The sequence below is a fragment of the Bacillus sp. B.PNR1 genome (assembly GCF_030386235.1).
GTDB lineage: Bacteria > Bacillota > Bacilli > Bacillales > Bacillaceae > Bacillus > Bacillus stercoris.
On record NZ_JANYMN010000002.1, the window covers coordinates 485,360 to 499,037 of the forward strand.

General features: G+C 42.5%; 8 protein-coding genes and 1 pseudogene. 7 read left to right on the top strand and 2 right to left on the bottom strand.

The window, feature by feature from the left end:
• Positions 1-56: 56 nt before the first annotated feature.
• Positions 57-1,994: pseudogene (locus NZD81_RS13865) on the bottom strand (sensor histidine kinase); the annotation flags it as partial.
• 187 nt (positions 1,995-2,181) lie between these two features.
• Between NZD81_RS13865 and NZD81_RS13870 the strand changes: the two are divergent.
• The 3 genes from NZD81_RS13870 (at position 2,182) to NZD81_RS13880 (ending at position 10,283) form a co-directional block, all read left to right on the top strand.
• Positions 2,182-3,258 carry a response regulator gene (locus tag NZD81_RS13870; protein WP_282373753.1) on the top strand — a complete coding sequence of 359 codons (1,077 nt, stop codon included), beginning with the start codon at positions 2,182-2,184 and terminating at the stop codon, positions 3,256-3,258.
• A 320-nt stretch (positions 3,259-3,578) separates the two neighbouring features.
• On the top strand, positions 3,579-9,542 hold the full coding sequence (locus tag NZD81_RS13875) for a SpaA isopeptide-forming pilin-related protein (RefSeq protein WP_289860852.1): 5,964 nt from the start codon (positions 3,579-3,581) through the stop codon (positions 9,540-9,542).
• Positions 9,543-9,644: 102 nt separating this feature from the next.
• Positions 9,645-10,283 carry a class A sortase gene (locus tag NZD81_RS13880; protein WP_040081584.1) on the top strand — a complete coding sequence of 213 codons (639 nt, stop codon included), beginning with the start codon at positions 9,645-9,647 and terminating at the stop codon, positions 10,281-10,283.
• 57 nt (positions 10,284-10,340) lie between these two features.
• On the opposite strand, the gene NZD81_RS13885 is transcribed toward NZD81_RS13880, so the two are convergent.
• On the bottom strand, positions 10,341-10,751 hold the full coding sequence (locus NZD81_RS13885; protein WP_014665659.1) for a YwpF-like family protein: 411 nt from the start codon (positions 10,749-10,751) through the stop codon (positions 10,341-10,343).
• 174 nt (positions 10,752-10,925) lie between these two features.
• Here NZD81_RS13885 and ywpG point away from each other — a divergent pair, with 174 nt between their 5' ends.
• The 4 genes from ywpG (at position 10,926) to ywpJ (ending at position 13,589) form a co-directional block, all read left to right on the top strand.
• Positions 10,926-11,309, top strand: coding sequence for a DynA interaction protein YwpG (gene ywpG / locus NZD81_RS13890; protein ID WP_014665658.1), 384 nt, complete (start codon positions 10,926-10,928; stop codon positions 11,307-11,309).
• 76 nt (positions 11,310-11,385) lie between these two features.
• Entirely contained in the window at positions 11,386-11,727 is a 342-nt protein-coding gene (gene ssbB / locus NZD81_RS13895; protein WP_014665657.1) for a single-stranded DNA-binding protein SsbB, read from the top strand.
• Positions 11,728-11,949: 222 nt separating this feature from the next.
• Positions 11,950-12,726, top strand: coding sequence for a transcriptional regulator GlcR (glcR, locus tag NZD81_RS13900; protein ID WP_040081586.1), 777 nt, complete (start codon positions 11,950-11,952; stop codon positions 12,724-12,726).
• Between the two features lie 5 nt (positions 12,727-12,731).
• Positions 12,732-13,589, top strand: coding sequence for a phosphatase YwpJ (gene ywpJ / locus NZD81_RS13905; protein WP_014665655.1), 858 nt, complete (start codon positions 12,732-12,734; stop codon positions 13,587-13,589).
• Positions 13,590-13,678: the final 89 nt, after the last annotated feature.

The following is a 13,678-nucleotide window of genomic DNA, read 5'->3' on the forward strand; positions in this document are numbered from 1 at the left end:
AATTCAGGAAGACGTTTCTTTGTTTCAGATACAGATTCATTTTGGGCGATTGGCAATGTGAAATGGAATGCCGAACCTTTTCCCTCTTTCGATTCGACCCAAATGTCTCCGTTTTGGAGCTGAACCAGCTGTTTGACAATGCTAAGGCCAAGACCGGCACCATCGTCTTTATTCGCTTCGGCTTGCTGAAAAGACTCAAAGATGGTTTGGCGATCAGCTTCTGAAATGCCGCTTCCCGTATCCGTTACTGTCACTTTGATCATGCTGTCGTTCAGTCTTGAAGCAGAAAGTGTGATTTGGCCCTCTGTTGTATATTTAATTGCATTATCGACTAAATTGGTTAATATTTGGCGGAAGCGGTTTTCATCCGCGAGCACTAAAGGAAGATCGTCCGGGATATGATTCACCATATTCAAGTTTTTATGTCTCGATAAAAGATTGTAGAAATTCATTTCCGAACAAACTAAAGTATAAATATCAACAGGAACCGGGTGGATTTGAAGCATGCCCTGCTTTATTTTTTCTAAATCCAAGATGTCATTTACGAGATTGGACAGCCTGTAGCCCATGCGGATGACGAGCTGCATATTTTCCTTTTCTTCTTCTATTGTTCTTTTTCTTTTGCCGGCCAGCAGGGTCTGGCATATATTAATGATGCTGTTCAGCGGTGTTTTGAATTCATGTGAAGTTTTGGCGATAAATTCATCTTTTAAACGGTCACTTTTGAGCAATTTCCACGAGAGCACTTCATTTTCACGGAATGCCCCGGCGAATTGCTGTGCCATTAGCAGAACGATCGCCAGCAAAGCGATAACTGTTGGCAATGAATAAATCGAATTAAAGGAAAAGGCTGTTTTGCCGCTATAAGCTGATATGGTGGTTAAAATGACAAAAGCACTCATTGATATAGAGGCGATGGTCAGATACAGACTTCCTTCCATTTTGCGGATCGCAGCAATCGTAAAAATATATGTAATATAAACCAGAGTCGAGACGGCTAGCACAGAATGTAAGATGTACGAGGTATGGCCGATAAAACCGACGGTTAAAAAATCTGTGACTAAGACCAGTCCGGAAGAGACGGTGGCTATGCGAATAAAACGCTTTGAAACAATCTCTCTGTAAGCAAAATAGAGATAAAGAAAAACCGCAATGCTGACAAACACTGTAGAGATGGCCCTCAATGAATTTAGCAATGAAAATGAGATTGACGGATAAAGGAGAAATATAATCCGCTCTTTTCCGATCATCAGAATAATGAACGAAAACAGAAGACACATAACAGAAAAAAACAACAAATGTTTATCTCTTTTTCTTTGCAGGAAAAAGCCCAGAAAATATAATCCGGTAATGAAAAAAGCTGTAATCATGATCGTATCATTAAGAAAGGAAATTTTGTTTTCCCGCACTATTTGGTCCTGAGTGCCAAAAGTAATTGGCTTTGCGATTCCCCATCCGGGCGTTTTTCCGAAGTTCGAAAATTGTACGACAAGTTCATTGTCACCCTTGTGAAGCGTAAAAAAGCTCGTATATGGGCGGTTTTGTGCCGCGAAATCAGGGTTATCTGTAGGGCTTCCGCTTTGGCCAATGCGTTGTCCATTAAAATAGATGCGATTGGCGCTGTAAATAAACGACGTGCTGATCCCAAATACCTGATGGTCTTGCTTTGATCTTATGGTTAGCTTATATGTTCCGTAATCCACATTCATACCTTGTTTGGACAGCTTTACATTGCTGGGAACATCAACGAAGAGAGGATCTTTTCCTTTTGCTGTAGCGATCTCTTTTGGTGACAGAATCTGATTTGGATACAATGTCCATTTTCCGTTCAGCTGTACATTCCCATCCTTCTGAAAATCCCAATTCTCTAAGTTCATGACCCCATGCCTTGCCTCAGGAAGCGTTGACCCGGAAGAATGGTCAATGGCAATGAAAACCATAAAGAATGCAGCGTAACCAAAAATAATCGAAGTAAAGATGAATTTCTCTTTCATATCATGGCTCCTTTATTCAAATAGGATCAGATCATTCTAAATTCCTATTTTTTTATAAATATTGTAAGTGTAAAATTTCAAAAACTACAATAGAAAGAAAAAGAATCCAGATAAAGGGGTTATTTGTCATGATATAATAGAAGTTATTTACTGATATCTCGATTTTACATATAGGGTGGGATGTTTTGTGAAAGCGTTAATTGTTGATGATGAGCGCTTGGCATTGCTTCATTTTAAGAAAATGCTTGAACGAACAAACGCCTTTCAATCTATTATGGCGTATCAAGATCCGGTTGAAGCCTTGGAGCATCCTGAGACTCCTGCTGTAGATGCGGTGTTTCTTGATATTGAAATGCCGGGGGTAAACGGCATTGAGCTTGCTGAGGCCATTCAATCGATGAATGAAAACATCCAAGTCGTTTTCATCACGGCTTATAATGAGTTTGCTATCAAAGCGTTTGAGCTGAATGCCATTGATTATTTGCTGAAGCCTGTCGTATACAAGCGGCTTGAGACTACTGTTGAACGAATCAAAACGAATCATATGCTCAGACAAAATGCAGAAAATACCGAGGCGCATTTTTCGATCCAATGCTTTGGAAGCCTGCAGTTTCATCAAATCTTAAAGGGTATCAAAACAAATATTCCAGTCAAGTGGAGAACGTCGAAAGCACGTGAAATATACTTATTTTTACTTCACAATCATGGCCGTGTGGTCAGTAAAGACATGCTGATCGATCTTTTTTGGCCTCATTATGATATTTCAAAAGCAAGCACCCAGCTTTACTCCACCATTTATCAAATACGAAAATTATTCAGCCAGATCCCTTTCAGCCAAACAATCGAGAAGACTGATACTGGATATATTCTTCGGCTTTCAGACGCAAAAATCGATGTTGTGGAATGGGAAAAATCACTCAAAGGGGCGCCTCCGCTCAATGAAGCTACATTACATCTGCACATGGATATTTTCCTGTCCTATCAAAATCATTATCTAATGGAGCACGGCTATCTTTGGGCAGAACCGGAAAAAGCGCGTCTTTCCCAGCTTTGGCTTGGAAAGGCCTATGAACTGATCGATTATCATATTCAGGAAATGAACGATCACCAAGCGATGGACGTTTGCCTGCAAGCCGAGAAAATTGAGCCTTGTGATCATAAAATCATGCAATACAAGCTGCAGCTATTTAACAAAAACGGGAAGGTAGAAGAGGCGATAAAAGAATATCAGCGTTACAAACAAATGAAGGATCAAATTAATTAAAAAACTCCAAACCAGTATGTGTCGATTGCCTTTCGATGCACACTGGTTTTTTTGTGCATGTCAGCTAAAGGGAAGGCCCTCGCCATATGTCTCCTGGTTGAATCTTCAACTCTCCAATTCACTTCAATCATACATGATTTTTGAGTTGTACAGAAATTGTATAGTTCCATTTCATACAATGTAGTTTGGTTCGGATGGCAAATCTTAGTTTTGGAGCACATTCGGTATTAGCAGTTCATTGTGGGGGATGAGACATGATTTTATGGTCTCGCGGATCAATCGGCAAGTGAAAAATAGATAGGAGAGGGAGGAATGAAAAGTTGAGAACGAGGAGTTTTCCCTTAGGGCTGAAAAAAAGCGGGCGGATCGTCATGATCATAAGCCTTGCCATCTTTTTCTTCTTCAGCCAGATCGCCAGCTATACTCTTACAGCGCAGGCTGTAGGTATAACGCCAAGTGACAGTCAATTCTTCGATTCGGTAACAGTTAAGGACGCCAAGGGCCGGATTGTTGACGGATCAAAAGGAAGCGAACCGGCACTAACACCGGGGGACGACGTGACACTGACATATGAATGGTCATTGGAAAAAGTCAAAAAAGCAGATAGCGAACAGGATATCAATGTGGAGATACCTAAAAGCTTTACATTTGATAAAGGTGCAGAAGGTGAGATCAAATCTGCTGATCAGGTCATCGGCAGCTATCAAGTGCAGGCGGGCAGCAGCACCATGACGGTAAAATTAACAACTGCATCCGCGGATTCTCCTGATGCCAAGGGGACCATTACACTGCCAGCTAAGTTTACTGCAGATGTAAAAGACGATGAACACACAGCAGCAGCTCTTTTTCAGCTAGGGGGAGGCAAAACCCAGCAGGTGATCATCCCTGTTAAGAAAGAGGAGACACCAGATGATGAGGAGGAAGAGCCAAAAAACGACTCTTCTGATACTGCGGGTGATCAGAAAGGAGCAGATGACAAATCTGCACCTTCAGTCAGCAAGGAGCAAAAAGAGGAAGAACAGCAGCCGTCAGCGGATTCTAAGAGCGGCGAATCCTCTAAGAGTGATGATTCAAAAAAAGTGTCATCCTCAAGTCAATCAGCTTTCAAAAGCTTGCAAACTGAAGAAAAACAAATCACGCAAAATATTTTAACCGGCGTGACATTGACGGATGCAAACGGAGAGCCATATGACAAGGGCAATCGCGCCAATACGAATTCTCCGGTGAAAATTTCAATTGATTGGGCCATTCCTGACGATTTAGGAAAAACAATCAATGCCGGCGATAAATATGAATTTGATTTGCCTAAAGAATTTATTATGCATAATGACATTGTGAACCTGCCGTTAAGCGCCGGAGACACCACCTTCGGGACATTTTCTATTGATACGAACGGACATGTGGTGATGACATTTAACAGCGAGATAAAAGAAAGTTCTCATGTCAAAGGTACTTTGGTTATCAATACGCAGTTCAACGAGAAAAAAATTACGGGTTCGACAACACAAAAGATTCCATTCCCTGTGAATGCCGATACGCCTGAAACAACAGTTTATTTTAAACCCAATGTGAGTAAAACCATTGATAAATCAGGTGTGCTGGATAAAGGCATCAACCCTGGTAAAGTAACATGGACGGTCGATGTCAATAAAAAGTTGGATCAAGTCAAAAATGCCAAACTCACGGAGAGCCTTCCAGATGGCGTAATCTACCGTTCAGTTAAAGTGTATGAACTCAATGTGAACATTGATGGTTCTGTCAGCAGAGGAAATGAAGTTTCTTCCGGCTACAGTGTTGATTCAAAAGGAAATGTCACATTTGACGGAACAATTGATTCAGCCTACCGCCTTATATACGAAACCGACATTGACAATAGTGCGAAGCCGAGTGAAGGCGGAAATATAACGCTGATGAACAAGGCAGCATTCAGCGGAGATCAACTGGAGCCCATTTCTGCAGAAGCCACTGTTGCAGCCAAATATGGAAAAATGATCGCGAAATCATCAACAGGCTATGATGGAGAATCTCAAACATTCAGCTGGGCTCTTGCATACAACTACGGTGAGAAACAGATCGACCAATCCAAGGCCAGCATTAAAGATTCTTTTGGAACTGGCGATTTGCATCTTGTAAAAGATTCTTTGAAGGTTGTTCCTATTACCTTCGGACAGAATGGCGGCGAGCAAGCGGGATCGCCTTTAAAGGAAGGCGAGGACTACACGCTGATCGATAATGGAAACGGATTTGAAATCAAATTTAATAAAACCATTACCAGCGCTTACAAAATCACATATCAAACAAAGGTCAACACCGGAGTGATCATTGATAAATCTACAACATATACCAATAGCGTGGTGACCGGAACAGGGGATTCAAAAGAAGCTTCCGGAATAGCCATTCAGCAGAATCTCATCAAAGGATATTCAAACGTAGATTATGAAAAGAAGACGGTTGATTGGACGATTACCGTTAATAAAAATAAATACTTGATGCACAATTGGGCTTTGGATGATCAATTTGAAAGCGGCGGAATGGTTCTGCTTGATGAATCGTTCAAGCTTCAAGACATAACGAACAACAAAACATTGCAGAAAGACAAAGACTACACGTTAACAAAAAAACCGGATCATAAAGGCTTTACTTTGGCATTGATCGGGGATTATGCAAAAACAGACAGTCAATTTAAGATCACTTATACGACAACATTCAATGCCGATTATTCTAACGAAATCGTTAAGAATACAGCTCAGTCGACATGGACTGATCAAAACGGCAATGAGCGCGCGAATAAAGTATCAAACGGTTTTACGCCGAATCACCAGACTTCAAATAATGGGTTTAAAAACGGTTCGTATAACGCGGTTTCAAAGGAAATCACGTGGAAAATCGGCGTCAACTATAACGGCGAGCCGACGAAAAATCCTTATATCAAAGATGCCATAACAGATCCTCAGCAATTTGTGCCGGGTTCCGTTGTCGTTAAGAGTTATACGATCAATAAAAACGGCTCGATCACAGAAGGAGACGCGCTTGATCCTTCCAAGTATGATGTCGAAGAGCCTTCTGCGAATAATGAACGCACTCTGACGGTACATCTTAAAACAGGCGATTCTGTACCATATCTGATTGAGTTTAAGACATCACTCAAAGGACAGGTCATTGATCAGAATCAGTACACAAACAAGGCAACCTACTATAATGACGGCTATGCAGACCGTACGTTGACGGGCTCTGTTTCAGTTACGAACGGAGGAAGCCTGGTTTTCAAAGGCGGCAAACAAAATGGAAACTACATCGATTGGAACATCAATGTCAACTCCAGCCAATCAACGCTGGATGATGTAAAAGTCACAGACACGCCGGATGAAAATCAAATTTTAGATGCAGATTCTTTTAAAGTATATCAAGCAAAATATGATGAAAACGGAGTGGTCAAAGACAGCAGCGGAAATCTGACCGCGGGCGATCTTGAGCTTCAAAAAGACAAGGATTACACGTTAGACATCAAAACGGACAATACAACAGGTGAACAATCATTTGTCCTTACATTTATAGGAAGCTATAAACAAATTGACCGTGCCTATGTGATTAAATACCGGTCTCTAATTAACATAGCCGGCACGAGCGGCCATGTTAAAAATAAGGTGTCCATTTCAGGAACTAATGTGAAGGAGCAGACTCAAGAAAACAGCAGCTCGATCTTTGTTGCCATTTCAAGCGGTGACGGTTCCGGATCTGGAGAAAAAGGAAGCCTGACGATTTTTAAGACTGGAGAGGACGATAAAGCTCTAGAAGGAGCAGAATTCCAGTTATGGTCTGAGGACTCCAAACAGCTCCTCCGCACTGGCACGACGGATGCCGGCGGGAAGCTTGCATTTGGAAATATTAGCTATGGTTCCTATGTATTAAAAGAAGTAAAAGCGCCTGACGGATATACCATCAGTGATGCTTATGCAAAAGGAGTCTCTGTGAAAATAGACAGCAACTCCTCCAAGACAGGAGCGCTGTACAAAGTCGTAAATCAACAGAACAAGGTGACGCTTATCAAACAAGACGAACAAAACAATCCTTTGGCAGGTGCTGTTTTCAAGCTGGAGAAAAAGTCAAATGACGGCACCTATACTCTCATACGAACAGATATCAAATCGGATAAAAACGGAAAAGTAGAAATGAACGGTTTGCCGGCGGGATACTATCGCTTGACAGAAACACAAGCTCCTGAAGGCTTTATCGTAAATACAAAAGCGATTCACTTCTCAATCGCAAAGAATGAAAAGAATCAAGTGTCTGATGTGAATTTAGGAAAAATGACCAACTATCAAGGGAAAGTCTCACTGACGAAAGAAAATGCTGAAGGCCAAAAACTTGAAGGCGCAGTATTCAACATTGTCGATCAAGATGGGAAGGTCGTTCAAGAGAAGCTGACTTCAGATAAAGACGGTAAAATTGAGGCTTCGGGCCTTGCGCCGGGACGCTACGCCCTTGTGGAAACAAAAGCGCCAGCGGGTTATGTGCTGAATACAAAGAAAAAAGAATTTACCATCTCAGAATCTGCAGCAGGAAAACCTGAAGCCGCAGATGCCGGAATCGTCGTTAACGATAAAGGCTCTGTTGAGCTGACGAAGGAAGATGCCGATGGCAAGAAGCTTGAAGGAGCCGTCTTTAAAATTATCGACAACGAAGGCAATACGGTTCAAGAAGGACTGACCTCGGATAAAAACGGGAAAGTCGCAGCCTCAGGCCTTGCACCGGGACGCTACGCTTTTGTTGAAACGAAAGCGCCAGCGGGCTATGTGCTGAATACAGAGAAAATTGAGTTTGAGATCTCTGATTCCTTTGAAGGAAAGCCTGCAGCTACAGATGCCGGGGTAGCCATTAACCATAAAGGCTCCGTTGAGTTGACGAAGGAAAATGCTGAAGGCGAGAAGCTTGAAGGTGCAGTTTTCAACATTGTCGACGAAAAAGGAAATACGGTTCAAGAAGAGCTGACTTCCGATAAAGACGGAAAAGTGAAGGCTACGGGTCTTGCGCCGGGACGCTACGCCTTTGTGGAAACGAAAGCGCCAGCCGGTTATGTGCTGAACACGGAGAAAAAAGAGTTTATCATTTCTGAATCAGCCGCAGGAAGGCCAAAATCCGCAGATGCCGGGATCGTCGTGAACTATCAAGGATCGGTTCAGCTGACGAAGGAAGACCAAGATGGAAAAGGCTTAGCAGGTGCGGTATTCAAAATCACGGACAGCGATGGGAACACTGTGAGGGACGATCTAGTCTCAAAAGAAGGCGGTAAAATTGAAGTTGACGGGTTAGCGCCGGGAAGCTATCAATTTGTTGAAAAACAGGCGCCAGATGGATATCTTTTATCCGAAAAACCAGTGCTATTCACCATTAAAGCAGAATATGGCGGCAAACCTGAGCAAGTGAAAGTGACAGCGGTTAATACAAAGAACCTTGTCGTTCTCACCAAAGTGGATCAGCATGATAAAAATAAAGTTCTGCAAGGTGCGGAGTTCAATTTGGCAGATGCCAACGGCAAAGTGCTGAAGTCCGGTTTGGTTACCGATGACAAAGGACAAATCACGGTGCACGGCCTTAAAGCTGGCGAATATCAGTTTGTTGAAACAAAAGCGCCTAAAGATTATGAGTTGAACCAAACTCCTATATCGTTCAAGATCACAAACACAGACACGAAAACAGTCGAAATCACCGCGGAAAACATTTTGGCACCAGGTGACGTAAATGTGAAAAAAGTGGATCAAGATGATAAAAATACCGTTTTGGAAGGCGCTGAATTCAAGTTATTGGATGAAAGCGGCAAGCCTGTAAAAACTGACGGATATGGAAAAGAGCTTTCTGAACTCTGGAAAACGGATCACGATGGACAGTTCACTGTAAAAGGCCTTGCGCCTGGAAGCTATCAGTTGATTGAAACAAAGGCTCCCGAAGGTTACAAACTTGATGAAACACCAATTGAATTCACAATTGAAAAAGGACAGTCAAAAGCTGTTGAGATCGTTGTTTCTAATCAAAAAGTGAAAACACCAACGCCAGATAAACATGATCATCCTAATAAACCTACACCGGACGGAAATGGTAAAGATGATGGAGATCATTCGAAAACCAATGGTACAGATGGCAGCTCGGATGGTCAGACGAACACAGACAACACTCTTCCAAAAACCGGAGATACAGACAGCATGCTGACGGCCATGATTGGCATCCTGCTGCTTATGGCAGGCGGAGGCTTAGCTGTTGCCTCAAGAAAGAAGCAAAAAAAAGGATAAATAGGAAGGCACCTGATCAATGAAGAACCGATCAGGTGCTTTTTTAAAAGTGAAACTGACAAGGCGCATTTTTAGAAGGAAGCATAAGAAAGGGTTTTTTGCATGTACAAAAAAATGATCATTACGGTGTTCATTCTTTTAGGACTGCTGCTGATCTCTTCTCCTTATATCAAAGGAGGAATCATAGCCTATCTTAGCAAAAGCCAAAGTGAGTCGGCCTTAACTGTAGAGCAGCTGAAAAAAAATAATGAGAGAGAAGCGGAATTTGAATTTGATTCAATCGAACCGCCTGAGTTGATGGATGCCATAAAGGCCGGCTTTGAACACGATCAAAAAGCGGTTATTGGACGGATAACGATTAAAAGCGTCGATCTGGAGCTTCCGATCGTAAAAGGAACAACCAACGAAAATCTATTGATAGGGGCGGCAACAATGCGCCCGGATCAAAAAATGGGCGAGGGGAATTATCCGTTGGCAGGCCATCATTTGAAGCAAAAGAGTCTTCTGTTCGGGCCTCTGGAAAACGTAAAAACAGGTGCCCAAATTGTTATCACGGATTTTAAAAAGGATTATATCTATTCTGTGACATCTAAAGACATCATATCGGAAATGGATGCAGATGTAATTGAGGAGACAAACAAAAAGGAGATTACGTTAATCACATGTGACAAGGCGGTCAAAACCGAAGGGCGCCTCGTTGTGAAAGGGGAATTGGTTGATTCTTTTGGCCATACCAATTAATTATGCTAGAGTGAAAAAAAGCTGCCGTTTTAGAACGGCGGCTTTTTCGCTTCTTTTTTATATTTTTTGCTTAAATGCCTCAATAAGTTTTGTTCCTGTATAGCCCTCTTTTACAAGGGATTCGAGTATGGTCTCAGTTCCCTGCTGTTTTCTTGTGACCATTTGTCCGTAGAGTAAAACCTGTATGCTTTCTTCCAGCTTGACGATATTTTTCACTGCTGCTGTCAGCTGGGCGGGGCGATTGCTTTTTTTCGTAATCGTTACAAATACTTTGGCTTCAGATTGGCTGTTTTGAAGCTGTTCAAAAAAAGAAAGATGTTCTTTCTGTACAAGCGCTTCAATCAGCCAGTGATTTTCACCGTCTTCTTTATTGATAATCAGTCCGTCAATAAGAGGAAACTGTTCAATTGATTGTTCTTCCTTGTCCACTCGTTCCACATTCAGGTCAACCAGTTTAAAGGTTTTCATTTCTTCTCACCCCGATTACTTCCAAAGATTTCTTGCCTTCCATTATAACATAAACGTTTTCGAGGAAAAAATGCTGCAATGCTAAGGCTAAAGAATTTTGTATGAGTGAAACATTTAATAATTTCTATTTTTTCATTATACTGTAACTGACTATGGATTACGGAGAGATGTGGTATGAATCAATTTCGTTTAAAGGAAATTTATATTGACGGCGCTCCTTCTGAAAACCATTTGATTCAAAAGGAAGTAACATATATGTTAAGCCGTAAGGAAGTGTTTGAGGTCCATCTGAACAAAAAAGGAAGGATAAGTTTTTTATACGAAACACAAGATGGCATGGAGCAGTATAAAATCAAGCTGTCAATGCCGGAAAAAAAGTTGAGCTTTCAGTGGTTTGCGTGGGATGGTTCTTCCTATGTGCGCATGAATACGCAAAATTGGCTGACGAAGCAAATCTTTTTCCGTTTTTTAAAAAGTACATATTTCTTTAAAGGGAAAAAGCAAAAGATGTTTTTAGCTGAAGGGAAAATGAAAACGAAAGATAAAAACAGAGGCTGAAAGCCATTTTTAAGCGTTTTTCTTTTCTTGTTGCATCATTTACAATACATACAACCGCAAGGAGAGGAGGAATCGCATGTTCAATCAGGTCATGCTTGTCGGACGTCTTACAAAAGATCCCGAGCTTCGCTATACTTCCGCCGGTGCGGCAGTCGCCCACGTTACGCTCGCGGTGAACCGCAGCTTCAAAAATGCTTCAGGTGAAATCGAAGCTGATTACGTCAATTGCACACTTTGGAGAAAGACAGCTGAAAACACCGCGTTGTATTGCCAAAAAGGTTCTCTTGTCGGCGTAAGCGGACGGATTCAGACAAGAAGCTATGAAAACGCAGAAGGGGTTAACGTGTATGTAACAGAAGTATTGGCTGACACTGTTCGTTTTATGGACCCTAAACCCCGGGAAAAAGCTGCTGATTGACAACCCCCGCTCCTCCCGTTTTCTATCCATTCACTCAGTCGGATCTCCGCATCATCCCCTCGAAAATGACCAGTCGACCAGACTGGTTCTTTCTTTTTGTTTATTTAGGAAAAATTGGTTCATATGATGCATTTTCGCTTAAAAACACTTAATAGTGTTGAATAAAATCGATAAAAAACTTATAATTACTTAAAGATGATTGCTAAGAAAAGGAATGAGGGCGTGTATCAAGAAGAAAGATTAGTAGCGATTTTGGATTTTTTAAAACAGCATAACCGAATTACAACAGAGCAAATCTGTACGCTCTTGAAAGTGTCAAGGGATACAGCGAGACGCGATCTAGTAAAGCTGGAGGAACAGAATGTCATCATCCGCACTAGAGGCGGCGCCATTTTGCCGACTGTTCATCAGAAAATTCAAAGCTATTCCGGCCGCTTGAAAACAGTATCAGAGGAAAAAAACAAGATCGGCAGGCTTGCAGCATCGCTTATTCATGATGGTGACCGGGTGATTTTAGATGCTTCGACAACCGTTCAGGCCTGTGCAAAGCATTTGCAAGCGGTTGATTGTACCGTAATCACCAACTCAATTAATCTTGCGGATGTGCTGTCCGATAAAGAAGGAATTGAAATTTATCTGCTGGGAGGCAAGCTGGAAAAGGAGCACCGCTTTCTGTACGGCGCCTCTGTGATTGAAAAGCTCTCAAGCTACCACGTCGATAAAGCGGTGATCGGTGTGGTCGGTATTTCCGAACACGGCATTACCATTGCGCATGAAGAAGATGGCATGGTGAAGCGGAAAATGATTCAGCAGGCAAAGCAGGTAATCGCGCTTGCAGACCATTCGAAGCTGGGCAGCACCAGTTTTTATCAGTATGCAGAGCTGAATGAAATCGATCTCTTGATCACAGACAGGCTGCCGAATCAGGCATTTTGTGACTTGCTTGACCGCAACGGCGTGGAGCTTCTCGTGACAGAGCAGGATGAAGGAAAGGGCTGACAAACATGAAATTAATTGCGATTGACTTAGATGGAACCTTACTCAACAGCAAGCATCAGGTGAGCTTGGAAAATGAAAACGCACTGCGGCAGGCGCAGCGGGACGGCATTGAAGTAGTGGTGTCAACTGGGCGCGCTCATTTTGATGTCAGGTCAATTTTTGAACCGCTGGGGATCAAAACGTGGGTCATCAGCGCAAACGGCGCCGTCATTCACGATCCCGACGGCAGGCTTTATCATCACGAAACCATTGATAAGCAAAGGGCGTATGACATTCTCTCATGGCTTGAATCAGAAAACTATTATTACGAGGTATTCTCAGGTTCAGCCATTTATACACCGCAAAACGGCAGAGAACTTCTAGACGTTGAACTGGACCGATTCAGAAGCGCAAATCCGGAAGCAGATCTTTCTGTTCTTATGCAGGCGGCCGAGGTGCAATACAGCCAATCGGGCTTTGCTTACATTAATTCCTTTCAAGAGCTGTTTGAAGCGGATCAGCCAATCGATTTTTATAATATTCTCGGCTTTTCTTTCTTTAAAGAAAAGCTTGAGGCAGGCTGGAAAAGATATGAGCACGCTGAAGATTTGACGCTTGTCAGTTCGGCTGAGCACAACTTTGAGCTTTCTTCCCGCAAAGCTTCCAAGGGGCAGGCGCTGAAGAGGCTTGCGGAACGGCTGAGCATTCCGCTCGAGGAAACCGCGGCTGTAGGTGACAGTTTAAATGACAAATCGATGCTTGAGGCTGCGGGAAAAGGGGTAGCGATGGGCAATGCCCGGAAAGATATTAAAGCGATAGCCGACGCTGTCACCTTGACCAATGACGAACATGGTGTTGCACATATGATTAAGCATTTGCTATAGGTATAGGTGCTGCACCAAAAGTGCATCCTTGTTGATAACCGGCGTAACGGATTCTTGGAAATTCGGCGTGACGGCTATGAACGGAAAAA

Excerpts from the sequence above, each read along its gene's own strand:
- NZD81_RS13880 (WP_040081584.1), top strand. The coding sequence starts at position 9,645 with ATGTACAAAAAAATGATCATTACGGTGTTCATTCTTTTAGGACTGCTG.
- ssbB (WP_014665657.1), top strand. The coding sequence starts at position 11,386 with ATGTTCAATCAGGTCATGCTTGTCGGACGTCTTACAAAAGATCCCGAG.
- NZD81_RS13885 (WP_014665659.1), bottom strand. The coding sequence starts at position 10,751 with ATGAAAACCTTTAAACTGGTTGACCTGAATGTGGAACGAGTGGACAAG.
- ywpG (WP_014665658.1), top strand. The coding sequence starts at position 10,926 with ATGAATCAATTTCGTTTAAAGGAAATTTATATTGACGGCGCTCCTTCT.
- ywpJ (WP_014665655.1), top strand. The coding sequence starts at position 12,732 with ATGAAATTAATTGCGATTGACTTAGATGGAACCTTACTCAACAGCAAG.